General features: G+C 38.6%; 23 protein-coding genes. 16 read left to right on the forward strand and 7 right to left on the reverse strand.

Translation table 11 applies throughout. The features are described from left to right. The first annotated feature begins 1,762 nt into the window (after positions 1-1,762). The 3 genes from argB to lepA all read left to right on the forward strand — a co-directional run bounded on the left by argB (position 1,763) and on the right by lepA (position 5,924). A complete protein-coding gene (gene argB, locus V3564_RS06705) occupies positions 1,763-2,668 on the forward strand; it encodes an acetylglutamate kinase (protein WP_455480795.1) in 906 nt (301 codons plus the stop codon). 31 nt (positions 2,669-2,699) lie between these two features. Continuing rightward, a complete protein-coding gene (locus V3564_RS06710) occupies positions 2,700-3,596 on the forward strand; it encodes a DMT family transporter (protein WP_455480796.1) in 897 nt (298 codons plus the stop codon). A 522-nt stretch (positions 3,597-4,118) separates the two neighbouring features. Further along, positions 4,119-5,924 (forward strand): translation elongation factor 4, encoded by a 1,806-nt coding sequence (gene lepA / locus V3564_RS06715; protein WP_455480797.1) that lies wholly within the window; start codon positions 4,119-4,121, stop codon positions 5,922-5,924. 78 nt (positions 5,925-6,002) lie between these two features. Here lepA and dapD read toward each other — a convergent pair whose 3' ends face one another. Further along, entirely contained in the window at positions 6,003-6,851 is an 849-nt protein-coding gene (dapD, locus tag V3564_RS06720) for a 2,3,4,5-tetrahydropyridine-2,6-dicarboxylate N-succinyltransferase (protein ID WP_455480798.1), read from the reverse strand. Positions 6,852-6,957: 106 nt separating this feature from the next. Between dapD and V3564_RS06725 the strand changes: the two genes are divergently transcribed. Further along, the gene (locus V3564_RS06725; RefSeq protein ID WP_455480799.1) at positions 6,958-7,824 is read left to right on the forward strand and encodes an LOG family protein; all 867 of its coding nucleotides are present in this window, start codon (positions 6,958-6,960) and stop codon (positions 7,822-7,824) included. A 32-nt stretch (positions 7,825-7,856) separates the two neighbouring features. Here the strand turns inward: V3564_RS06725 and truA are convergent, their stop codons facing one another. The 3 genes from truA to def are packed head-to-tail and all read right to left on the reverse strand — an operon-like array spanning position 7,857 to position 10,061. Continuing rightward, positions 7,857-8,600, reverse strand: a complete 744-nt coding sequence (gene truA / locus V3564_RS06730) for a tRNA pseudouridine(38-40) synthase TruA (protein WP_455480800.1) — start codon at positions 8,598-8,600, stop codon at positions 7,857-7,859. A 1-nt stretch (position 8,601) separates the two neighbouring features. Continuing rightward, positions 8,602-9,531: a methionyl-tRNA formyltransferase gene (gene fmt / locus V3564_RS06735; protein ID WP_455480801.1), complete on the reverse strand. Its 930-nt coding sequence runs from the start codon at positions 9,529-9,531 to the stop codon at positions 8,602-8,604. Then, on the reverse strand, positions 9,531-10,061 hold the full coding sequence (def, locus tag V3564_RS06740) for a peptide deformylase (RefSeq protein WP_455481475.1): 531 nt from the start codon (positions 10,059-10,061) through the stop codon (positions 9,531-9,533). The genes fmt and def overlap by 1 nt, the downstream gene beginning before the upstream one ends. 90 nt (positions 10,062-10,151) lie before the next feature. On the opposite strand from def, the gene V3564_RS06745 reads away from it, so the two are divergent. Both V3564_RS06745 and V3564_RS06750 read left to right on the forward strand, forming a co-directional pair. Next, positions 10,152-11,336, forward strand: coding sequence for a DNA recombination protein RmuC (locus V3564_RS06745; protein ID WP_455481476.1), 1,185 nt, complete (start codon positions 10,152-10,154; stop codon positions 11,334-11,336). 102 nt (positions 11,337-11,438) lie between these two features. Continuing rightward, on the forward strand, positions 11,439-12,026 hold the full coding sequence (locus V3564_RS06750; protein ID WP_455480802.1) for a transglycosylase SLT domain-containing protein: 588 nt from the start codon (positions 11,439-11,441) through the stop codon (positions 12,024-12,026). A gap of 495 nt (positions 12,027-12,521) precedes the next feature. Here the strand turns inward: V3564_RS06750 and V3564_RS06755 are convergent, their stop codons facing one another. Continuing rightward, positions 12,522-12,773, reverse strand: coding sequence for a BQ00720 family protein (locus V3564_RS06755; protein ID WP_455480803.1), 252 nt, complete (start codon positions 12,771-12,773; stop codon positions 12,522-12,524). 29 nt (positions 12,774-12,802) lie between these two features. After that, positions 12,803-13,231 carry an Hsp20 family protein gene (locus V3564_RS06760; protein WP_455480804.1) on the reverse strand — a complete coding sequence of 143 codons (429 nt, stop codon included), beginning with the start codon at positions 13,229-13,231 and terminating at the stop codon, positions 12,803-12,805. Between the two features lie 118 nt (positions 13,232-13,349). Between V3564_RS06760 and nth the strand changes: the two genes are divergently transcribed. The 10 genes from nth to V3564_RS06810 all read left to right on the forward strand — a co-directional run bounded on the left by nth (position 13,350) and on the right by V3564_RS06810 (position 23,087). After that, positions 13,350-14,090: an endonuclease III gene (gene nth / locus V3564_RS06765; protein WP_455480805.1), complete on the forward strand. Its 741-nt coding sequence runs from the start codon at positions 13,350-13,352 to the stop codon at positions 14,088-14,090. Between the two features lie 154 nt (positions 14,091-14,244). Beyond that, the gene (gene rpmI / locus V3564_RS06770) at positions 14,245-14,448 is read left to right on the forward strand and encodes a 50S ribosomal protein L35 (RefSeq protein ID WP_455480806.1); all 204 of its coding nucleotides are present in this window, start codon (positions 14,245-14,247) and stop codon (positions 14,446-14,448) included. Positions 14,449-14,481: 33 nt separating this feature from the next. Continuing rightward, positions 14,482-14,883 carry a 50S ribosomal protein L20 gene (rplT, locus tag V3564_RS06775; protein WP_455480807.1) on the forward strand — a complete coding sequence of 134 codons (402 nt, stop codon included), beginning with the start codon at positions 14,482-14,484 and terminating at the stop codon, positions 14,881-14,883. Positions 14,884-14,979: 96 nt separating this feature from the next. Beyond that, positions 14,980-16,065: a phenylalanine--tRNA ligase subunit alpha gene (gene pheS / locus V3564_RS06780; protein ID WP_455480808.1), complete on the forward strand. Its 1,086-nt coding sequence runs from the start codon at positions 14,980-14,982 to the stop codon at positions 16,063-16,065. A 31-nt stretch (positions 16,066-16,096) separates the two neighbouring features. Continuing rightward, positions 16,097-18,511 (forward strand): phenylalanine--tRNA ligase subunit beta, encoded by a 2,415-nt coding sequence (gene pheT, locus V3564_RS06785; RefSeq protein WP_455480809.1) that lies wholly within the window; start codon positions 16,097-16,099, stop codon positions 18,509-18,511. 280 nt (positions 18,512-18,791) lie between these two features. After that, entirely contained in the window at positions 18,792-19,700 is a 909-nt protein-coding gene (locus tag V3564_RS06790; RefSeq protein ID WP_455480810.1) for a metal ABC transporter substrate-binding protein, read from the forward strand. Further along, positions 19,697-20,527, forward strand: coding sequence for a manganese/iron ABC transporter ATP-binding protein (locus V3564_RS06795; RefSeq protein WP_455480811.1), 831 nt, complete (start codon positions 19,697-19,699; stop codon positions 20,525-20,527). Before V3564_RS06790 ends, V3564_RS06795 begins: the two co-directional genes overlap by 4 nt. Continuing rightward, positions 20,524-21,378, forward strand: a complete 855-nt coding sequence (locus V3564_RS06800; RefSeq protein ID WP_455480812.1) for a metal ABC transporter permease — start codon at positions 20,524-20,526, stop codon at positions 21,376-21,378. The genes V3564_RS06795 and V3564_RS06800 overlap by 4 nt, the downstream gene beginning before the upstream one ends. A 7-nt stretch (positions 21,379-21,385) precedes the next feature. Then, positions 21,386-22,291: a metal ABC transporter permease gene (locus tag V3564_RS06805; protein WP_455480813.1), complete on the forward strand. Its 906-nt coding sequence runs from the start codon at positions 21,386-21,388 to the stop codon at positions 22,289-22,291. Between the two features lie 409 nt (positions 22,292-22,700). Then, positions 22,701-23,087 carry a YbaN family protein gene (locus V3564_RS06810; protein ID WP_455480814.1) on the forward strand — a complete coding sequence of 129 codons (387 nt, stop codon included), beginning with the start codon at positions 22,701-22,703 and terminating at the stop codon, positions 23,085-23,087. 362 nt (positions 23,088-23,449) lie between these two features. Here V3564_RS06810 and pncB read toward each other — a convergent pair whose 3' ends face one another. Next, a complete protein-coding gene (gene pncB / locus V3564_RS06815) occupies positions 23,450-24,724 on the reverse strand; it encodes a nicotinate phosphoribosyltransferase (RefSeq protein ID WP_455480815.1) in 1,275 nt (424 codons plus the stop codon). Positions 24,725-24,927 lie beyond the last annotated feature (203 nt).

The following is a 24,927-nucleotide window of genomic DNA, read 5'->3' on the forward strand; positions in this document are numbered from 1 at the left end:
GTGTAAGAATCCATTGAATATACAAACAATACTTCCAGTGTCAGTGTAGCAACACTTTAACGTATATAAAATTTTTTATACCCGTCTTTCTTTTTTGTAAATTTTAAAATTTGCAATCAGGCTGTCATTTAAATACACATTGTATATTTATTTGATTAAAAACAAAAATTGATAAGATTACAACAACACAAATTTAGTGCATAACATAGAACTTTAGTAAAATGTTTCACAAGGATTATCTGTATAGGTAAGTTGTAGAGATGCTTTTCATTCAAATTTGCGAGTATATTGTCGTGTACTCCAAAGTGTTTGAATAATAGGAATCAAACGAATAGGAGTTTTTCCTTATTTACTCTGTTGCACTTAAGTTTGTTTATATGAAAGAGCATTGTAGTTTGAGGATTATGATGGTATTTCAAATACCTCATTTAAGGTTGATATCTTTTTGGACTGTGAATGCTTGTTAATTAACGAATCATGTACTCCTTCCTGTAAGCTAACAAAAATAATAACTTTAATTTTGAATATTTTTATCTGAAAGAATAGTTTTTACGGTTCGTTCTTAACTTTCATTGAATCATAATGAGTTGAGAAAAAATATGAGTAAAGCTTTAGTTATCACTTACAAAAGAATACCATTGTTCCTTGAATGGAGCAGATGGTTTATGAACAAAAAGAGAGATCTAAATTGGCAGCATAGATCAGGTTAAAATGGTTTAAGCTGGAGCTGAATACTCTGATTTTGTTTCTTTTGTAGATGGATAAGTAAAAAGTAATGCTTGTATCGTATGAGAAGGTGAAAAAATAAATGCCTTTATCATTTATCTGTTTGCATGTTGTTAAGTAAAATATTGTATGCATTTGCTACATAAAACAAGCTGGTATTTTCAATAAGAAGAGACAAGTAATTTTTCGTAGAGAAAAGAGGAAAGTTCGATTTTATTCTTGATGAATAAGACGGCGTTCATATTTTGAGCAGATGAATTTTTTGAAAGAGTATTTTTGTTTCTTTCATAATGATTTGCTATTGCTATCTGTGAATGACTTCAATCTATCATTATGAGAACAGCTAATATAAGGAATAATTGAACGATTTTACGGATCTCTTCAAGGGAATTTTGATGGTCTAATAAGAATACAATGCTAGATTGTGCTACAGGTTTTCTAATGTGATGCTGTAACAAGCTGGTACTATCGTTCATTTGTTGGCTTTCAATATTGCGACTGCTTTTGTATTGAGATGTTTCATAAGAGATATTTTTAGTCCTTTTAAAACAGTTTTATCTACACGAAAATCCCATTTGTAACATGTAAGCGAGCGGTTTTTATTGATTATCATAAGAAGATTTAAAGTGAGAGAATACTCCTGTATTCGAGGCTCCCATTTAAGTTGCAAGGTGATTAATTATCCTTATAAAATCAATGGTTGTATATGTTCGTATTCATTGTTAAAGATCCATAGGGTAAAATCAATGAGTTAAATGTACGGCGTGGCTTGAAAATTGTTCTAAATTCTACTTCCAAATTTTATATATAAGGCCATAAGACAATGACATTTTGTACACTTATTTTGCTCAATCTTTAGATGCTAGTTTTTTTAAAGGAAGCTGCCTTTGTGTCATATCGTTACTGCTTTGGTTGTAATTTAAGGGAAAATTAGCGCTTTTCAGGGGGATAAATAGAGTAAAACTTGTTTGAAAATTTTTTTCGCTTTTTCTAAACTTCACTAAGAGAGGGTAAAAGTGATGAGGAGGCTCTTTTGATGGATGATGTTGAAAACGATGTTGCAGATGTTTTTAAAAAACAAGCAGCATTTTTGTCGTCTGCTTTACCTTATATGCAAAAATATGAAAATGAAACGGTCGTTGTAAAATATGGCGGTCATGCTATGGGTGATTCTACTTTGGGGCGAGCTTTTGCGCGTGATATTGCTCTATTAAAGCAATCAGGAATTAATCCTGTCGTCGTTCATGGTGGAGGTCCTCAAATTGCTGAAATTTTGATGAAAATGGGGATTGAGTCGCGGTTTGAAAACGGTTTACGCGTAACTGATGAGCGGATCGTTGAAGTGGTTGAAATGGTTTTAGCGGGCTCCATAAACAAGGAAATTGTTGCTCTCATCAACGCTGAAGGTGAATGGGCAATAGGGTTGTGCGGCAAAGATGGCAATATGGTTTTTGCCGAAAAGGCTTATAAGACTGTGATTGATCCTGATTCGCATATTGAACGTGTTTTAGACTTAGGATTTGTTGGTGAACCTGTTGAAGTTGATCGCAGATTATTGGATCTTTTGGCATGTTCTGAAATGATTCCAGTCCTTGCTCCTGTAGCTCCGGGTCGCGATGGAAAAACTTATAATATTAATGCTGATATTTTTGCTGGAGCTATTTCCGGTGCATTAGAGGCCAAACGTCTTTTAATTTTGACGGATGTTTCTGGTGTTTTGGATAAACAAGGCAGACTTTTAAAGGAGTTGACGATTTCTGAAGCTGAAAGCCTTATTAAAAATGGAACAATTTCAGATGGTATGATTCCAAAAGTAGAGACTTGTATAAAGGCCCTTCAAAATGGTGTGGAAGGTGTTGTCATTTTAAATGGCAAAACCCCCCATTCTGTCTTGCTAGAACTATTTACCGAACAAGGAGCTGGAACGCTTATTGTTTCATAAGGTGCGCAAAAAATTGGAGGAAAAACCTTTCATGATTAATATAAAACAGTTGAAATATCCTTTATTAAGCAAGCCGGAATTGGTATTATTTGCTGCGACGATGTTGTGGGGCATTACATTTTTAGTAATTCACATCGCGGTACGCTATAGCGGTCCTCTCTTCTTTGTTGGATTTCGTTTTATTGCCGCATCACTTATATGTGGGGCAATTTTTGGGCGTTCTATGAAAAGTATAACCATTTATGAGATTTTTGCTGGAATGTCTATTGGTTTAGGAATGTTTTTTGGTTATGCTTTGCAAGCTATGGGACTTCAAACGATTATGAGTAGTCAGTCGGCTTTTATCACGGCACTGTATGTTCCGATGGTTCCAATATTGCAGTGGATTATTTTTAAAAAGTCACCCCGTTTAGCTTCTTGGATTGGTATTGTTTTCGCTTTTATTGGCCTTATACTTGTTTCTGGACAAAAGTTGGGAAGGTTTGATTTTTCAAAAGGTGAAATTTTAACTTTGTTAGGAGCTTTAGCAATTGCTGGAGAGGTGATACTCATCGGAGTTTTTGCCAGCAAGGTTGATAGCCGGCGCGTAACAATTATACAGTTATTTTTTAGTGGTCTTTTTTCATTTTTTTGTATGTCTTTGATGGGTGAGAGCATTCCTGAATTTTCATGGGTATGGCTAAGTATCGGTATAGGATTGGCATTGATGAGTGCTATAATTCAATTAGCAATGAATTGGGCACAAAAGTCTATTTCACCTACGCGTGCAACACTCATTTATGCAGGTGAACCTGTATGGGCTGGCATTGTTGGGCGTTTAGCTGGTGAGCGTTTGTCTCCTTTAGCTTTATTGGGTGGTTTGCTTATTTTGATTGGGATCACCGTAGCTGAATTGCAACCTTCACAATGGCGTAAAAAAACAAAGTGATTGAAAAAATTGATTAACTTGATCTTTCTTCAATTAAGATTTTATTTTTTCTGTTTTTTAAAGAAATTAAGAGGAGTCTTGGTGTTTTTCCATCTTTAAAGGAAGAAGAAAGAAACCTTCTAGAAAGTATGTGCTTTTTCAAAAGATGTTGTGTAAGGGGGCGTGTTTGTAAATTTTTGACAATTGAGAAGATTGACTGCTCCGATACTAGACTTTTTTATTTTTTGTACAAATAGCAAGAAGTATTTCTTGAAATTTTATCACAAATTTAAGCTATATATGCATTTCTAATATTGCAGTGGCACATGAGTGATAAGACCGGCGGATATAAAAAAGTTAAGAGCATTTTGGTACTTTTAACTATTTGTATTGAGTTTAGCAAACGAAAGCCTCATTTTTGGGCTATGATGTATTGTGTTTCCAGAAGCTTTTTTCATTTGTATTTTTTTGAAAGGTTCTCAAAGGAGTATAATTGGCAATTGGTCTTTGCGTTTTGTGCTATTCTTTGCTAAATCGCCTCGTATGACAGTAGATCGTAATTATATCCGTAATTTTTCCATTGTGGCGCACATCGATCATGGAAAATCAACTTTAGCTGATCGTTTGATTCAAATGACAGGAGGGCTTGAAACACGGGAGATGAAAGAGCAAGTGCTCGATTCCATGGATATTGAGCGCGAGCGTGGAATTACTATTAAGGCACAAACAGTACGTTTACACTATAAAGCGAAGAATGGTGAAACCTATATTTTAAATCTTATTGATACACCTGGTCATGTGGATTTTGCTTATGAGGTTTCACGTTCTTTGGCAGCTTGTGAAGGTTCGCTGTTGGTGGTGGATGCAAGCCAAGGAGTGGAAGCGCAGACATTGGCTAATGTTTACCAAGCTATTGATAATTCTCATGAGTTGGTTGTTGTGCTCAACAAGGTAGATCTTCCAGCAGCAGATCCTGAGCGTATTAAAGAACAAATTGAAGATGTGATCGGCATTGATACATCTCAGGCAGTGGAAATATCAGCAAAAACAGGTTTAGGTATTCCTGATGTTTTAGAAGCAATTGTTACACAATTGCCCTCTCCACACACTGGTGATGTTAAGAATCCTTTGAAAGCAATGTTGGTTGATAGTTGGTATGATAGTTATCTTGGCGTTATTGTTTTGGTACGAGTAATAGATGGTATCTTAAAAAAAGGTCAAACCATCCGCATGATGGGTACGGGTGTAAAATATCCAGTTGAACGGGTTGGGGTATTTACTCCAAAAATGATTCAAGTTGATGAATTAGGGCCAGGAGAGATTGGTTTTATAACGGCTTCTATCAAAGAAGTTGCTGATACACGGGTTGGTGATACCATTACTGAAGAGCGCCGCCCTTGTGAAGAGGCATTACCTGGTTTTAAATCTGCGCAACCAGTTGTCTTTTGTGGACTTTTTCCAGTTGATGCTGCTGATTTTGATGATTTGCGTGCAGCCATGGGAAAATTACGCTTAAATGATGCGAGCTTTTCTTTTGAAATGGAAACATCAGCGGCTTTGGGGTTTGGTTTTCGTTGTGGCTTTTTAGGGCTTCTTCATCTTGAAATTATTCAAGAGCGATTAGAGCGCGAGTTTAATTTGGATTTAATTGCGACAGCACCTTCAGTTGTTTATCGTATGAATATGAATGATGGTTCTGTTAAGGAATTGCATAACCCAGCGGATATGCCTAATATTGTTAAAATTTCTTCCATCGAAGAACCGTGGATTCGGGCGACAATAATGACTCCTGATAACTATCTTGGGGCAATTTTAGAGCTGTGCCAAGAACGGCGGGGGATACAGGTTGGTTTGTCCTATGTTGGGACGCGTGCCATGGTGACATACGATTTGCCGCTGAATGAAGTTGTTTTTGATTTTTATGATCGTTTAAAATCAATCTCAAAGGGATATGCTTCTTTTGATTATCAGATGACTAACTATGTTGAAGGAGATTTGGTTAAAATGTCTATTTTGGTCAATGGAGAGTCTATTGATGCATTGTCGATGCTTGTGCATCGGACTATTGCAGAGAAGCGTGGGCGTTCTATGTGCGAAAAACTAAAAGATCTTATTCCTCAACATATGTTTCAGATTCCGGTACAAGCTGCGATTGGCGGTAAAATCATTGCGCGCGAAACAATTCGTGCTTTGCGCAAAGATGTAACGGCTAAATGTTACGGGGGCGATGTGACGCGTAAGCGCAAACTTTTGGAAAAGCAAAAAGAAGGCAAAAAGCGGATGCGTCAATTCGGAAAAGTAGAAATTCCTCAGTCGGCTTTTATTCAAGCGCTTAAAATGAATAAATAATGAAAAGGGGGAGTATTTTCCTTTATTGATTGCGCTTTTGTATTCTCTTGATTAGCAGAGGTTCTTGAAGAGTGCTTTTTAATGACGCAAAAGATCGTTAATGGATGTTTTCTCTCGTGTCTTTTGGTCAACGCGTTTCACTATAACAGCACAATAAAGATTCGGACCTATTTCACCGTTTGGTAATGGTTTTCCGGGAAGAGAACCTGGAACAACAACGGAATAGGCTGGTACTTCACCTGTAAAAATTTCACCGGTTGCGCGATCAATAATCTTTGTAGATTTTCCAATAAAGACTCCCATCCCTAAAACAGCACCTTCACGGATAATGCAGCCTTCAACGACTTCGGAACGTGCACCGATAAAGCAATGATCTTCAATAATTGTTGGATTTGCTTGCAGTGGTTCCAAAACGCCTCCAATGCCAACTCCACCGGAAAGATGAACATGTTTGCCAATTTGTGCACAGGAACCAACAGTGCTCCATGTGTCAATCATTGTTCCTTCATCGATAAAGGCACCAAGATTTATAAAGGATGGCATCAATATGACGTTGGGTGCAATGTAAGCAGAATGTCGTACAATTGCTCCAGGAACTGAACGGAAATCAGCTTTTTTAAAGTCAACTTCTTGCCAACCAGAAAATTTTGAAGGAACTTTATCCCACCAATGTGTTCCGTCTACTCCACCGGTAATAATCTGCATAGGATTGAGCCGAAAAGAGAGAAGAACGGCTTTTTTCAGCCATTGATGAGCATGCCATTGTCCATTTTTTTGACGTTCCGCGACACGGATTTCACCTTTATCAAGAAGGTTTAATGCGTGCTTGACACTCTCACGAATTTCACCTTTTGTGGTGGTATTGATAGAATTTCGGTCGTCAAATGCTTTTTCAATAATTATTTCAAGTTGTGTGAGATTAGTCATGACCGGAATTCCGTTAAACAAGTTGAAAACTTGAAGTTTTATTCTTTATAAACTACGCGAAGAAATGTTTTCAGTCAATAAAACGATGAAGAAGTAGGACAGGTATATGAAAAAAGGCTGTAAAGAAAAAATAAAAGAAGAACAAAAGAATAATTTAGCGCCACTCCTTCATGTGAAGGATGCTCTGCAACAGAAACATAAGATTTCTGATTCAGCACAAATGCGTTCGTCTACTTACCGTTTGGCTTATATTGATCAAGAGTTTATGATGCGTCCTGAATTACGTTCACAACGTATTGGTCTTGAGTTTTTAAAGCCCGAAATAACACTTCAAGAATGTGATATTCAATCAACAGTTGTTTTGTTTGGTGGTGCGCGTATTCCTAAATCTGGGCAAGAAGCATGGGCAGCAAAAAATGAAACACAGAAGAAGAATTTGCATGCTATGTCGCATTATTACGATGAGGCGAGGGAATTTGCGCGTTTGTGCTCACGTTATTCTGCTACGACTGAGTATCGTGAATTTGTTGTTGTCACAGGAGGAGGGCCAGGGATAATGGAAGCGGGGAACTGTGGTGCCGTTGATGTTGGTGCACCAACGATTGGTTTGAATGTTGTTTTACCACATGAGCAGGAGCCTAATCCTTATGTGACTCCGCATTTATGTTTTAATTTTCATTATTTGATGATGCGCAAAATGCATTTTTTAATGCGAGCGAAGGCATTTGCTGTTTTTCCTGGAGGGTTTGGTACTTTGGATGAGTTGTTTGAGACGTTAACTTTAATGCAGACGAGACGTATGGAAAAGGTTCCAATTTTATTATTTGGCAAAGAATTTTGGAACAATGTTATCAATTTTGGTTATTTGTCAGCGCAAGGTACAATTTCTCCTTCCGATGTTGATTTTGTAAAATTTGTCAATACAGCAACGGAAGCTTTTGAAGAAATTCGCTCCTTTTATAAACTTCCTTAATTGCTTTTGAAAAAACAATGTTTGTAGGATAGCTAATACTCCACTTTGGTCAAATAAAGTCCTGAAGGTGGTGCTACGACACCACAACGTGTGCGATCTTTAGCATGAAGAGCTGCTTCAAGATCTTGTATCGTCCAGCGTCCGACACCAACTTCCATGAGGCTTCCTGCAAATGAACGGATTTGATGATGAAGAAAGGAGCGGGCTTGCGCATAGAGAAAGATCTCTTCTCCTTCTTTTTGAACATCGAGACGTTCAAGGGTACGAATAGGGCTTTTGGCTTGGCAATGTGCTGAGCGGAAAGTCGTAAAATCATGTTGTCCTAAAAGCTTTTGGGCTGCTTCATGCATGGCTTCAGCATTGAGGGGTTTGGGCAACCACCATACGCGTTTTGCGTTTAAGGTTGGTGGAGAGCGGCGATTGAGAATTTTAAAAAGATAATGGCGTTTGATTGCGGAAAATCGTGCATCAAAGTCATCGGGAACATTTTGTACATTCAAGATTGAAATATCTTCTCCCTGTTTTTGCAAATGAGCATTGAGTGCATCACGTACAGTATGTGTGTGCCAGTTTTTTTCAAAATCAATGTGCGCAACTTGCCCTGTAGCGTGTACACCTGCATCAGTCCGACCAGCTGTCGTAATGGTCAATTGTTGGCCGCAAAAACGAAAAATGGCTTCTTCAAGAGCTCCTTGTATGGTGTGGAGCTTTGCTTGACGCTGCCAGCCAGCGTAATTTGAGCCATCATATTCAAGGGTGAGTTTAAAACGTGGCATATTAAAAAACAGCAGAAATATGAGCGCCTCGCAAAAACGTTGCACTATCAAGAATTTTACCACCAGATCTTTGGAGATGGGTTATTTCCAAACGCCCTTGTCCGCAATGGATAATCAAAGAATCTGGCTCTATCTGACCAATTTCAAGAGAAGAACCCGCCGTTAAGCGACTTCCAAGAATTTTTACGCGTTCTTCTCTATTACCAATATTCATGTTGCACCAACAACCAGGAGAGGGGAAAAGTGCACAGATATGTCTATGAATAAGCTCTGCAGGCTTTGTCCAATCAATGCGAGTCTCTTCCTTTTTGATTTTTGAAGCGTAGGTTATGCCTTTCTCTGATTGTGGAGTAAGTTTAAGCTGTCCTTTTTCAAGAGCCGATAGAGCTTCTATCATAAGTTCTGCACCTATATGTGAAAGTTTATCTGAAAGTTCATAGGTCGTCATGTTATCGGTGATAGGGATGGAATGAGAGAGAGCGATAGGCCCCGTATCAAGCCCTTCATCCATTTTCATAATCATCATTCCTGTTTCTTTATCACCAGCCATAATTGCACGCTGAATAGGTGCTGCGCCACGCCAACGTGGTAAGAGTGAAGCATGAGCATTAAAACAACCAAAACGCGGTGTTTCAAGGATAGTTTTCGGCAAGAGGAGTCCATAGGCAACAACAACAACAGCATCAACGGAAAGTGCTGTAAATTGAGCTTGTTGTTCGGCTGTTTTAAGTGTTTGAGGCGTGAATACAGGAATAGATTTAACTTGTGCTGCATTTTGAACAGGTGAAGGAACCGGTTTAAGGCCACGACGTCCTGCTGGGCGAGGGGGTTGGCTGTAAACAGCTACAACATCATGACCAGCATCCAGCAAAGCATTTAAAATGGGAACAGAAAAATCAGGTGTCCCCATAAAACTTAATCGCAATGCCATTACAAAATTGCTTCCTTTGCGTTTTTTTCTTTTGTGCGTTTTTTAAATTTCCGTATCACCATATCACGTTTCATTTTTGAAATATGATCAATAAAAAGGCAGCCGTTTAAGTGATCGATTTCGTGCTGTAAGCAAGTGGCTAGGAGATGATCTGCTTCAATTTCTGTTTGTTTGCCTTCGCGATCTTGATAGCGAATACAAAGGCGTTTAGGACGCTCAATTTCTGCATAATACTCAGGAATAGAGAGGCAACCTTCTTTGTAAATATTACGCTCATCTGAGAGCCATAAGATTTCCGGGTTGATAATAACAAGCGGGTTTTTTTGGGCATCATTTCCGGAGACATCTACGACCAATATGCGTAGTGGTATGCCAATTTGAATAGCAGCAAGGCCAACGCCTTGAGCATTATACATAGTTTCCAGCATATTATCAGCAAGCTTTTGGAGAGTTGAATCAACATGCTCGACAGGTCTGGACACTTCCCGTAAAATCGGATCAGGTAAAGTAACTAAAGTTTTCATTGGCATAAGCATAGACTAATCAAAGGTTTGTTGTGGGTCAATATTGAATAACAGATTCTTGCACTTTTTTGCGGCAAGGGCATTATGTTACCTCTCATATTTGATTCGTTTTTCTCTTTTATGCTCTTTGGTGAGTCTTTTAGTACACTGATGGTTTTTCTTTTACTTATACTTGTTTGTTTAATATTTTTTATGCTGATACGTTCCCATCGAAAAAAAGCAGCTTGGGAAAATGAAACTGCTGAACGTGCCCGTGAAGCACAAACGCAGATGGCTACATTGCTGAAAACACAAGCTGAAATGCAAGGACGAATGCAGACTATGGCAGAAATTTTTGGTCAAAGACAGGCTGAATTGAACAAGTCACTCAGTGAACAATTGAATGGGATGACAGCCAATTTGGGGCAAACTCTTCAAATGCAGACCAAATCTACTTATGAAAATTTAACTCGTTTGCAGGAGCGTTTAGCGGTGATTGATGCAGCGCAAAATAATATTCAGTCGCTTACAGGACAAGTTGTTCAATTGCAGGCTATTTTAAGCAATAAGCAGACGCGTGGCACTTTTGGTCAAGGACGGATGGAAGCAATTATTGCTGATGCTTTACCAGCTAATGCTTATGTTTTTCAGGCAGTTCTCTCAAACGGAAAGCGACCAGATTGTCTCATTCACATGCCGAATAAAGCACCTTCTCTTGTTGTTGATGCTAAGTTTCCTCTGGAGGCTTGGAATGCTATGCGTAAAGCAACATCAACTCAAGAACGTCAAGAGGCAGAACGCCAATTTCGTACCGACATGGAAGTTCATATTCGTGATATTGCACAGAAATATATGATTCCTGGGGAAACACATGACACTGCTTTTCTCTTTGTGCCATCGGAATCGATTTTTGCAACAATCTATGAGAATTTTGAGCCATTGGTACAAAAAGCCAATCGAGCGCATGTGATCATTGTATCTCCGTCTTTGTTGATGCTATCTGTTCAGGTTGTACAAACCATTATGAAAGATGCGCGGATGCGTGAACAAGCGCATTTGATTCAGTCAGAAGTAGCGAAATTGATGGAAGATTTTGGACGAATGGATATCCGTGTTCGTGCTTTGCAGAAGCATTTTTACAAAGCGGGTGAAGATATAGAGGGAATTTTAATATCATCCTCCAAAATTATGAAACGCGTTAATCGCATTGAAACTTTTGAATTAAAAGAGAGTAGCTCTGAGCCAACCGAAATGACAACGTCTGTTCAATCGCAAACATTGCGTTTGCTTGATGAGGAGTAAAAAAGCTCTCAGTAATCGTAAGTATGCTTATATTCTTTATGGATTGGTAATAATTTTTTAGTATTCATATCTCATTATTTCCTAATAAGAGGAAGAGAGAATATGCGACACCTTTTGTTTTTAGGGGCATTGGTGTTTCTGCTGGAGGGGTGTGCAACAACCTCTCCGATCTATACAGACAATGCTTGCACTGTTTTAGCTCAAAAGGACGGTTTTTTTGATAGTTGGGAAAAAGCCTCTAAAAGGGCAGAAATACACTATGGGATTCCTATGCCTATTATTCTTGCAACCATTAATATGGAATCAAGTTTTCGTTACAATGCACGTCCTCCACGCACAAAACTGCTTGGTTTTATTCCATGGAAGCGTCGGTCGACAGCATATGGTTATTCTCAAGCGCTTGATAGTACATGGGCAATGTATGTCCGCTCTACGGGAAGGTTTTTCGCACGGCGTACTAATTTTGCAGATGCTGCCGATTTTGTTGCTTGGTACCATCGCCAAAGTGTTCAACGCAATGGTGTGAGGGCTAATGATGCGTATAACCTTTATTTAAATTATTATATGGGGCATAGTGCTTATGCGCGCAGTAGAGGGCATGTAACTGCTGCGCTTGCACAAGCGGCACGGCGTATGGAAAGAATGTCTATACAATATGAAAAGCAATTGAGGGCATGTAGGCGGCGTTAAGGAGAATTATAAAAATATATGAAGCAAGGATTATATTGGTTTTGAAATTGGTTTAAGTACAGAATTTCTTATAGCTCGAATAAGCAAATGTGATTTTTTAGTTATGCGAATTGAATAAATCTAGATGACAAGAAACTCTTCTAATGCATTTGAGAACATTACATAGAGGATTTTTTCATTAAAACCTTTTTTAAAAAGAGAATGCAATATAGAGAGATAAAAAGTTCAATATAAAAGCCAGACAGTAGAGTGAAAAAAGGAAGAAAGAACAAATATTATCGCTCAAAAGATTGACAGTCTGTAAGAAGGATAGCGCGAAGTTAAGTGCAAGCGCACTTCTTGATTAAAACAGATATGATCTCACTTAAATTGAAACTATTTGCTTCCAATTTATCCATAAAAAGGCTTGCTATTATATCTTATCAGACAGAACTGATAAGTCTATAAAGATGCCCCAATTATTTTTTGTGAAGCAATCTATTTTTGTGAAGCAATCTAATGGAGAGTTACAATTTGTAGCTCATGCTCATTAGCTCCGGCAAGAGCGATAGATCGCTCATCAGATAAAATGATTGGATAACCTGTTTCACCAAAGAGAGCCCATATTGTAATGCCTGGGGTCATTGGTGGAAGATCTGGAAAATTTCTAGCGAGATCATCTGTACAAACTTTTTTTAAATAAGCAACCTGCCTTGCATCAGAGTCGAATGTGTTCTGCAACAACAAGTTTTGTTTATGCTCTCCCATTTCACTGTTCCTTTACGCTTTGACTTTTATTACTCATCACTGCTGACTTTGATTGGAATCTGCTTTATTTGTTTTTTTAATTTTGGTTGATGTAAGTTAATTGATAAGAGACCATTTTTCAACTCGGCATTTTTAACGTGCATCCCTTCTGCGAGAACAAAGGTGCGTTGAAATTGGCGTGCAGCTATACCGCGATGTAAATATTGATGATTTTGGCTTTCTATTTGCTTACCATGAATGATTAGTTGATTATCGTCGAGCAAAATATTGAGATTATTGATTGTAAATCCAGCAACAGCCAAAGTTATGCGTATATGGCTTGCGTCATCATTTTTGTGTAAACGCTCAATATTATAGGCTGGATAAGCCTCATCAGCTTTACCAATACGTCGCAACGTTTTTTCTACCGTTTCAAATCCTAAAAGAAAGGGATTGGAGAAAGGCGTCACATGTGCCATTGTGAGTGTCCTCTTCAAAGCAGTTCGACTTGACCGAACTCTATAAAAAGTGTTTGCTGCATTCTTCTCATATGGCGAGTATGAGTGATAACTTCAAGAGAGAAGATGAGAGAGTTTAATGACTCAAAGGATAAAAAAATTGTCAAAGGCACGAAAATCTGCTGGAATATTATATAGCAAAGATGAAGTTGAAGAAATATTTCGGCGTTTTTCTGTTCAACGTCCTACTCCTAAGAGTGATCTTATCTATAGCAATGTTTTTACTCTTTTAGTTGCTGTTGTTCTTTCAGCTCAAGCTACAGATGCGAGTGTTAATAAAGTGACAAAAGAATTATTTTGCATCGCTGATCGACCGGAAAAAATGGTTGCATTAGGAGAAGAAGAGATTGCACGTTATATTCGTACAATTGGTCTTTGGCGTGCAAAAGCGCGCAATGTTTACGCACTTTGTAGTTGTTTAATTGACCAGTATGACGGCCAAGTGCCTAATACGCGTGAAGCACTTATGGCACTTCCTGGTGTAGGGCGTAAAACTGCAAATGTTGTTTTGAATGTTGCTTTTGGTCAGCCTACTATGGCGGTAGACACGCATATTTTACGCCTTGGAAACCGTCTTGGTTTAGCGCCTGGTAAAATACCAGAAATTGTTGAAGAAAAATTGCTAAAGATTATACCAGTTCATTATCTTCGTCATGCGCATCATTGGCTTATTTTACATGGGCGTTATATTTGCCAAGCGCGTAAAGTGCAATGTACGCAATGCATTATTGCCGATTTATGTAAAGCAGCAATCAAAACAAATGCAATTCCAGCACCTTTGGTTGAAGTTCAAGGCAATGGAGCTCCGATTTTTTTTTGATACGGTCTTGCTATTTTGTATATACTGGCTTATGAGAACGCTGTTAGAGCCGCCCGGCAGGGCATGCCGTGGCTGTTTAAATGCTTATTCAAGCGTTGGTCCGCTTGAATGAATTGGTCCACTTGACTGAATAAAAAATGTATGGAGTAGCAAAATGCCCAAGATGAAGACCAAATCATCCGCTAAGAAGCGGTTTAAAATCACTGCGTCAGGCAAAGTTAAAGTAGCAGCTGCAGGTAAACGTCACGGTATGATTAAACGTTCGAATAAGTTTATTCGTGATGCGCGTGGAACAATGGTTTTAGCTGAACAAGATGCTAAAAAAGTTATTCAATATTATTTGCCGAATGGTTTCTAAACCTTACGCTTTTGATTTTTAGGAGATGATTACATGGCACGTGTAAAAAGAGGTGTGACAGCGCACGCTAAGCACAAAAAAGTTCTTAAACAGGCTGAAGGTTTTTACGGTCGGCGTAAAAATACTATTCGTGCAGCTAAAGCAGCAGTTGATCGTTCAAAGCAGTATGCCTATCGTGATCGCAAAAATAGGAAACGTACTTTCCGTGCTTTGTGGATTCAGAGAATCAATGCGGCTGTTCGTACAGAAGGTTTAACCTATGGGCGCTTTATTGATGGTTTATCAAAAGCTGGTATTGAGGTTGATCGCAAGGTTCTTTCAGATATAGCAGTCCACGAAGCAGAAGCATTTTCTGCTTTAGTAGCTTCTGCAAAGAAGGCTTTGGAATATTTAAAAGATACAACGCCTAATGCTTTTGAAGGCGCTGTCAAGTAAGCCAGTCGTGTTCTCTTAAGGCCATTCATTTATTCGGGGTCCCGTGCTGGTTGTGCTAGTGCGGGATTTTTTTATTTTTTTAAAATAGGCAAAAATATGAGCGATATTGAGCGTCTGGAACAAGAGATTTGTTTAGCTTTAGAAGCAGCTAATGATGAACAGGCACTTGAAACAGTGCGCGTTGCGGCGTTAGGTAAAAAAGGCAGCATCTCTGAAAAATTAAAAGCATTAGGAAAGATGGACGCTGAAGAACGCCATAAAGTTGGACCAGTTCTTAATGGATTAAAAAATCGCATTTTAGAATTATGGATGCAAAAGCGTGAATTTCTTAGGCGCCAAGCAATGGATGCACGCCTTTCTAGTGAAACAGTTGATGTAACTTTACCTGTTCGTTCTTCTCCTGTTGAGAGGGGGCGTATTCATCCTATTTCACAAGTGATCGAAGAAATTATAGCCATTTATATGAATATAGGTTTTTCTCTTGCAGAGGGACCAGATATTGAAACAGATTATTATAATTTTACTGCATTAAATTTTCCTGAAGACCATCCAGCTCGCGAAATGCACGATACCTTCTTTTTTAATGCTGATAAAACACAAGAGCGGAAGTTATTGCGCACCCACACATCACCTGTACAAATTCGTACAATGGAAAAGCGACAACCACCGATACGTATTATTATTCCTGGAAAAACTTACCGCATGGATTCAGATGCAACTCATTCACCGATGTTTCATCAGGTGGAAGGTCTTGTGATTGATAAAACCTCGACTATTGCGCATATGATGTGGCTTCATGAGACTTTTTGTAAAGCTTTTTTTGAAGTCTCTTCTTTGAAGATGCGTTTTCGTCCCTCGTTTTTTCCTTTTACAGAACCATCGATGGAAGTGGATATTCAATGTGATCGTTCTGGTTCAGAAGTAAAATTCGGGGAAGGACAGGATTGGCTAGAAATTTTAGGATGCGGAATGGTGCATCCTCATGTCTTAAAGAATGTTGGCTTAGATCCCGATGAGTATCAGGGTTTTGCGTGGGGAATGGGTATTGATCGTATTGCTATGTTAAAGTACGGTATGCCTGATCTACGGGCTTTTTTTGATGCTGATCTCCGTTGGTTAGATCATTATGGCTTTCGCTGTTTTGACATGTCTGCCTTTTTTTCTGGTTTAAGAAATATGTGATCTTTTCATAGCTTTCATGTGAGGTTTTAAAATGAAATTTACATTGTCTTGGTTGAAAGATCACTTAGAGACAGATGCGTCTTTGGATGAAATTTGCGATAAACTGACGGCTATTGGTCTTGAAGTTGATTATGTTGATGATCGTTCTTCTTTAAAAGGTTTTGTAATTGCAAAAGTTTTAACAGCAGTTAAACATCCTGATGCAGATAAATTACAAATTTTGTCTGTAGATACAGGGTCTGATACGCTTACGCAAGTTGTCTGTGGAGCACCAAATGCACGTGTTGGGCTTGTTGGTGTTCTTGCATTGCCTGGCACTTATGTGCCTGGACTTGATGTGACATTATCTGTAGGCAAAATCCGTGGTGTTGAAAGTTTTGGGATGATGTGTTCACAAGCGGAGCTTGAATTATCGGGTGAGCATGATGGGATTATTGAGCTTCCAGAAGATGTGCCTATTGGAAGTTCGTTTGCGGTTTATGCTGGTTTAGATGATCCGGTCATTGATATTGGTTTGACACCCAATCGTTCTGATTGCACAGGTGTACGTGGTATTGCACGTGATCTTGCTGCCACTGGCATCGGGCGATTAAAAGAATTGTCTTTGCCAAAATTTGAGACTTTCTTTGAAACGCCGCTTCACGTTTCGTTAGATTTTTCGCAGGGCCGATCGTTATGTTTAGGCTTTTCTTGGTGTGAAGTTCGTAATGTTCAAAATGGTGAATCACCACAATTTATACAGCAGCGTTTGAGTGCCATTGGTTTGAGACCGATTAATGCGCTGGTTGATATAACTAATTACATATGTTTTGATCTTGGCCGTCCACTTCATGTTTTTGATGCAGATAAGATTAAAGGGAATTTAAGTGTACGCTGTGGTCATGAAGGTGAACAGTTTCAGGCACTTAATGGAAAAGTCTATAATTTGGGCGTTCAAGACTGTGTTATTGCAGATGAAGAGGGAGTTATTTCGATTGCTGGTATCATGGGAGGTGAAAGAACGAGCTGTGATGAAACGACGCGCCGCATTATTATTGAATCTGCGCTTTGGGATGCACAGAGTATTGCGCAAACAGGGCGTGCATTAGTACTTATCAGTGATGCACGTTATCGATTTGAGCGGGGAGTTGATCCAGCTTTTATGGAAACAGGGCTTGAGATTGCAACAGAATTGGTTTTACGGTTTTGTGGTGGTGAAGTATCCAAGACAAAGATTGTTGGTTATCAGCAGTTAGAAGTCAAACAGATCGCTTTTCCCTTTTCTGAAATTAAACGTTTGACGCATTTGGAAATAGAGCGTGAACAAGTCATTACTATTTTAACAAAGCTTGGGTTTTATGTTGCGGGGAAAGGAGATGTAGTTACGGTTAAAGTACCAACATGGCGCCCTGATATTGTTGGTAAAGCTGATTTAGTGGAAGAGGTGATGAGGATTTATGGGCTGGATAAAATTGAGCCTATTCCATTAGAAAATTTTGCAGAGAAAAAAGATCAAATTTTAACATATTCAAGGTTTCGTTCACGTGTTACGCGTTTGGCTTTAGCGCATCGTGGTATGAAAGAAACGGTGACGTGGTCCTTTATTTCTGAAAGTCAGGCGCGTGCTTTTGGAGGCGGTCAAGCACAGCTTAAATTAGTAAATCCTATTGCTGTTGATATGTCAGTAATGCGTCCTTCTCTTTTGCCTAGTTTGCTTGTGGCGGCACAGCGAAATGCTGATCGTGGTTTTCCCGATCTTGCATTGTTTGAAGTTTCCAGCATCTATGAAGGCGACACCCCTGATAAACAACAATGTGTTGCTAGTGGTATTCGTCGTGGAGCGGAACAATTTAAAGGAGCAGGGCGCTTTTGGGATGGAAACGCGACAGAAGTTGATGTTTTTGATGCCAAAGCAGATGCGTTAGCTGTTTTAGAAGCGTGCCATATGGATATCGGCAAGGTTCAGATTGAGGTGGGAGCACCTGATTGGTATCATCCTGGTCGTTCAGGAGTTATGAAGCTTGGATCAAAGGTTGTTCTTGGTTTTTTTGGTGTTCTTCATCCTGCTACATTAGAAAAGTTAGGTGTCAGTGGTCCTTTATGCGGTTTTGAAGTTTTTCTAGATCGAATTCCAGAGCCAAAGAAAAAGGCAACGAAAAGCCGCTCCCCTTTGAAGTTGTCGCCTTTTCAAATGGTGCGGCGTGATTTTGCGTTTGTAGTTGATAAGACGGTTGCTTCTTCTCTTATTGTCCGTGCTGCAAGTGGAGCGGATAAGAAGCTTATTCATTCAGTACGGGTTTTTGATCTTTTTGAAGATAAAATGCTTGGTGAGGATAAAAAATCTATTGCAATTGAGATTGCTATCCAACCTATTGAATGTACTTTGACAGATAAAGACCTAGAAGAAATAGCTGCAAAGGTGGTGGAAAATGTTACCAAAGCGACGGGTGCATTTCTGCGTCGTTGAGTATATTTATTTTTTATTGGATTATTTTATAAATTGGGAGCACTTTGAGTGCTCCTTTATTTTTTAGCGTTCAAGGTCTAAGAGCTGCTTGAAATAATTTTTCCATAACAAAAGCAGCATCTCTGTGAATCATTAATTTTTTTCAAGTTCAAGGTGAGAAAGAATGTTTCTAAATATCTTGAAAAGTTTTTTTTGTAAGAGTCCTTCATTGCAAATGTGAAAGATAACTGTTATTTCTAAATAGTAATGCAAACCATTAGCAATAATAAAGAGAGGATCAATGAACGTAAAAACGTTTTTTACCATAGTTTTGGGGGGTATTATTTTTTTTATGCCCAATTTAGCTTCATCTGCTGGTAAGTTTAAAGCTGTTACGACATTTACTATTATTGCTGATATGGCGCGAAATGTAGCAGGTGACGTTGCTAATGTTGAATCAATTACAAAACCAGGCGCTGAAATTCATGAATATCAGCCTACACCTCGCGATCTTATGCGCGCACAAGGTGCAAATCTTATATTGTGGAATGGGTTAGAGTTAGAGCTTTGGTTTGAAAAGTTTTTTCAAAATATCAAGAATGTTCCGAGTGTCGTTGTTTCAAAGGGCGTTGTACCGATTAAAATTGGTGAGGGGCCCTTCAGTGGTAAGCCAAATCCTCACGCATGGATGTCACCGACCGCTGCTTTGATTTACGTTGATAATATTCGCGATGCTTTTATGAAGTACGATCCTGAGCATGCTGCTGTTTATAAAAAGAATGCCGAAATTTATAAGCAGAAGATTCGCGCAATGGTTGATCCAATCAGGGCTGAACTGGAAGCCGTACCCAAAGACAAGCGTTGGCTTGTAACGAGTGAAGGTGCATTTAGCTATCTAGCCCGTGATTTTGATTTAAAAGAACTTTATTTATGGCCAATTAACGCTGATCAGCAAGGGACACCACAGCAGGTTAAGCATGTTATTGATATGGTTCGCAAATACAATATCCAAGCAGTTTTTTCTGAAAGCACTATTTCCCCTGCACCTGCCAAACAGGTTGCGAGAGAAACAGGAGCTAAATACAGCGGTGTTCTTTATGTTGATTCTTTGAGTGAGGAAAACGGGGAGGTACCAACCTATATTGATTTATTACGTGTTACAAGCACACGTATTAGTAATGCTTTATTAGATGGAGTAAAAGGTCAATGACGGGATCTGGAATATTTGCCCAAGGGATAACAGTAACTTATCGTAATGGACACACGGCTTTACGTGAAGTGAATTTTGAAAGCCCAACAGGTTCCATTACAGCATTGGTTGGCGTTAATGGATCAGGTAAGTCAACATTATTTAAAGCTATTATGGGGTTTGTGCGACCATCAAAAGGAAAAATTCGCATTTTTGGTTTGCCTGTTAATGCGGCTTTGAAAAAAAACCTTATTGCTTATGTTCCTCAGAGTGAGGATGTTGATTGGAATTTTCCTGTTCTCGTTGAAGATGTTGTTTTGATGGGCCGATATGGTCACATGAATTTTTTTCGTTATGCACGGGCACGGGATTATGAAGCTGTCCGTGTTGCATTAGAACGCGTCGATATGTTGGCATTTGCTAAGCGTCAAATTGGTGAACTTTCTGGTGGGCAGAAAAAGCGCGTTTTTTTAGCGCGCGCTCTTGCACAGCAGGCAAAAGCTATTTTATTGGACGAGCCATTTACAGGGGTTGATGTCACAACGGAAGATAAGATCATAGCTTTGTTGCAAGATTTGCGTAAAGAAGGCGCTGTGATATTGGTTTCTACCCACAATTTAGGCTCTATTCGTGAGTTTTGTGATCACACAGTCTTAATAAAGGGAACAGTTTTGGCTTCTGGATTAACTGAAACCGTCTTTACCAAGAAAAATCTTGAGAAAACTTTTGGTGGCGCTTTGCACCATCATATTTTTGACCTTCAAGATGCAAAAAAAAATAATGTTTTGATAAAGGGAGAAGAACCTCTCCTTTCTGAGGATGTTCAAAGAATGGAGCATGTTGCATGATTTCTTGGTTGCTTGAACCGTTAAGTTATCAGTATATGGTTAATGCGATGTGGGTTTCGGGGTTAGTTGGGTGTGTTTGTGCCTTTCTTTCTGCTTTTTTGATGTTAAAAGGTTGGTCGTTGATTGGTGATGCGCTTTCCCATTCAATTGTTCCTGGCGTAGCAGGGGCTTACCTTTTAGGGTTACCTTTTTCGCTTGGAGCGTTTTTTTCTGGTGGGCTTGCCGCGGCAGCGATGTTCTTTTTTAACCAGCGGACGAAGTTGAAAGAAGATACAATTATTGGTTTAATTTTTTCTTCTTTTTTTGCTTTTGGGTTGTTTCTCAAATCATTAAAACCAATGGCTGTTAATATTGATACAATTGTTTTGGGAAATATTTTAGCAGTCAGTTCATCAGATATTGTACAGTTGGCTTTTATTGGTTTTTTTTCTTTGTTTATATTGCTTTTGAAATGGAAAGATCTCCTCGTTTCTTTATTTGATGAAACGCATGCGCGTGCTATTGGATTAAACGTAAAGTTTTTAAAGATTCTCTTTTTTACACTGCTTGCCGCTTGTACTGTTGCCGCTATGCAAACAGTTGGGGCGTTCTTGGTCATTTGTCTTGTTGTGACACCTGGAGCAACAGCTTATCTTTTAAGTGATCGTTTTATGAATGTTTTAGTTATTGCAGTTACGCTTGGGACATTCACAAGCGTATTAGGTGTTTATGTGAGTTATTTTTTGAATGCGCAAACGGGTGGTGTTGTGGTGCTTTTTCAAGCATTTCTATTTATTTTAGCTTTTATTTTTGCTCCTAAATACGGGTTTATTGCTGCGCGCTTACGTATAAAAGCGGCAAAAAAGGTGTAATGTTATCATGATTGATCAATTACTACTTCCTTTTCAGTTTTCTTTTATGCTTAAGGGCATGCTTATTGTCATGATCCTTTCTATTCCAATGGCAATGCTTTCTTGTTTTCTTATTTTGAAAGGGTGGGCACTTTTAGGCGATGCAATTTCCCATGCGGTTTTTCCTGGTGTCGTTGTTGGTTATATGGCAACACCGTGGGTGATAACGTTTTTGACTTCTTTGCCATTTGCTTGGTTCCAGAATGTGCGTCCGGCTAATGTTACAATGACTTTGATTACTTGTGGTGCTTTTGTTGCGGGTATGGTTTGTGCGCTTACAACAGGTTTTTTAGGAAGTAATAGCCGTATCAAACAGGACACGGTGATGGGTGTTGTTTTTTCATCTATGTTTGGTTTGGGGCTTGTTTTAGCAACGGCTATTTATAGTAGTTTGGATTTGAATCATATTTTATTCGGTAATCTCTTGGGTGTTAACTGGCTTGATATTACACAGACAGCGATAATTTCTGTTATTGTTACTTTTATTCTAGGAGCAAAGTGGCGCGATTTTATGCTGTATATTTTTGATTCAGTTCAAGGTCGTGCAATGGGGTTACAGATATCGGTACTCCACTATACTCTTTTAACGATGATTTCTCTCACTATTGTTGCGGCTTTGAAAGCTGTTGGAATTGTTCTCGTTATTTCTTTACTGATAGCGCCGGGAGCAATTGCCTATCTTATCACGAAGCGGTTTTCTTTTATGTTGGTGATTGCCATACTTGTTGCGGCTTTTTCTGGTTTTTTAGGAGTTTATCTAAGCTTATTTCTTGGTTCTGATTCTGCTTCTACGATTGTGTTGATTTTAACATTAATTTTTGTCGCCATTTTCATGTCGGTTTTCTTGCGTCAGGTTACAGTTCAAGGAGTTTAAGTGTGATAAAGTTCATGCATACCAGCCATACATTTTTGTGTATTGTCTTTTACTCTTGCTGTAACTACAAGGTGGAAGCGCTAGGTTGTTTTCCTCCTAATATCTAGCGGATGGGTGCAGTGTATATTCTCCTCCCCCCAATGACTGCACTCATAATTAAGAGGCTGCGTTGATTTATTATGATTTATTATGCAGCCTTTTTATTTTTTTCTTTTCTAAAAATTCATTCCGGCTGCTTGAAAATTTTGAAATAATTATCATATTGCGTAAGCTGTCTTGTACTGTAAAAGAAGTTATCACAAAAATACGCTTACGTATAAGGTAGTATTAAGTAGTGCTTGTACAATAAAGCATGCGAAAAGCAAGAAAATATATAATGGTCTTTCGTAAAGGAAAATAGCGCTAGAGGATGGAAAAAGATTTTAAGATATCTCACCTTTTGCGTATTTGCACTTCTATATTAGGTTGGGCAATGATTGTATTGGGTGTTATCGGCGTAGTATTGCCTATTATGCCAACTGTGCCTTTTTTATTAATTGCCTCATGGTGTTTTGCTCGTTCATCACCGCGTTTTCATCATTGGTTGCATAATCATCGCGTTTTCGGTCCGCCTATTAAGCAGTGGGAAGAAAAGAGAGCCATTTCCATAGTTATTAAAGTTTTTGCGGTGGTAAGTATGGTATGTGGTTTCTTATCCTTTTTGGTGATGATTCATCCTGCTTTGTGGTTTGCCTTATTGATTGCGGCTATTCTGCTGTTGATCATCATTTATATTATAACACGTCCATCTTCATAATGATAGAAATAAAAAATTTTATGAGCTAAATGCTCTTTGCTGATTTATTAGAGCTATTGACAAAGAGTTTTTTTTCAAAAATTTAGGGATAATGTTTATATATTAAGAGTGTATATTAGATAATGAGCCTTTTTAGAACGATTCATTGGACAGAATGATATTTTCGTCAAAGAATTTTATTACCAAAGAGGACTGTGTGCGAATAATTTAACCAAATGCTCTTCAAGCCACTTTGATTAACAATGATAGATCGCATTGATTCTGCTTACTGGTTCCATCAGTGACTGATTTCGTAGTCATTTATCTTTAATTTTATGTAAATGAGCGTATGATTAAGTCTTTATGGGCTTAGCCACACGTTTTTAATTACCAAAAAAATTGAGATAACGTTGCACTTCTCCTGGGTTACCGGTGGTTTTTTCAGGATTATCCGAGAGTTTGACGGCTGGTCGGCTATTGGCATGGGTGACTTTACAAACAAGGGAAAGAGCATCAAAGGTTGCAATTTCTTGGGGTGCGCAGTCTACAAAATCATTAGTAAGATCTGTTCCCCACCCAAAACCCATGCGCACTCTACCATGAAAGTGATGATAGGTTTTTTCAATCGTGTTGACATCAAGAGCATCAGAAAAAATCAATAATTTTTCACGTGGATCTTTTCCTTTTTCTTTCCACCATTCAATAATGCGTTCGCCACCCTCAATGGGAGGAGCACTGTCAGGTCTGAAACCTGTCCAATCAGCCACCCAATCTGGCGCATTGCGTAAAAATGCTTCTGTGCCAAAGGTATCAGGTAAAACGATAAGAAGATTTCCACCATAGTAACGATTCCAATCTTGTAAGACTTGGTAGGGAGCTTTACGCAATTCATTATCATTATTGGTAAGAGCAGCAATAACCATGGGTAATTCATGTGCATTGGTACCAAGAGCTTCTAAATCTGTATCCATGGCGAGAAGGACATTGGAAGTCCCAGTAAAAGAATCACCAATACCTTCTTTTAATGCTTCAACACACCAACGTTGCCATAAAAAAGAATGACGCCGCCTTGTACCAAAGTCGGATATTTTAATATCAGGTAATTTTTTGAGACGTTCAACTTTACTCCACATTTTTGCTTTAGCACGTGCATAAAGCACATCAAGAGCAAAACGATCTAGTTTTTTCATAGCAGCACGTGAACGCAATTCACTGATAATGGCAAGGGCGGGGATTTCCCACATAGAACTATGGGTCCACGGGCCGTGAAAATGAAGAATATATTGACCATCTTTGCGGGTTAGTTCATATTCTGGTAGTTGAAAATTCTCAAGCCAATGAAGAAAATCTGGTTCAAAAATTTGTTTACGTCCATAAAATGTGTTACCAGCAAGCCAGATCATTTCTTTTTTCGTAAAGCGTAAACTAAGAGCGTGATCAAGTTGGGCACGCAGATCACCCTCATCAATATCATCGGCAAGACGTATTGTTTTTTTGCGGTTTATGAGAGAGAAAGTGACATTTACATTTGGATAAAGTCCCCAAATCATCTGTACCATAAGAAGCTTATAAAAATCCGTATCAAGAAGTGAACGGATAATGGGATCAAGTTTCCAAGTATGATTGTAAACGCGTCTAGCAATATCTGGGTGATTCATAACCCTTTTTCTTTCGGTTTTGTGGAATCTAAAATTTTTGTGTACCAAAAAGATCAATATAGAGAACGCAAAAGCCTATAACAACTCTATAGTTTTGAGCAAGAGTAAAAAAGCTTTTTATCTTTTCTGTTTTTAAGATTTAAAAGTGCATATAATTTCATGTTTTTCCATTTTTTGTAATTATACTCCTGCATGAATCTTGG

It is taken from the genome of Bartonella sp. B12(2025) (assembly GCF_053795135.1).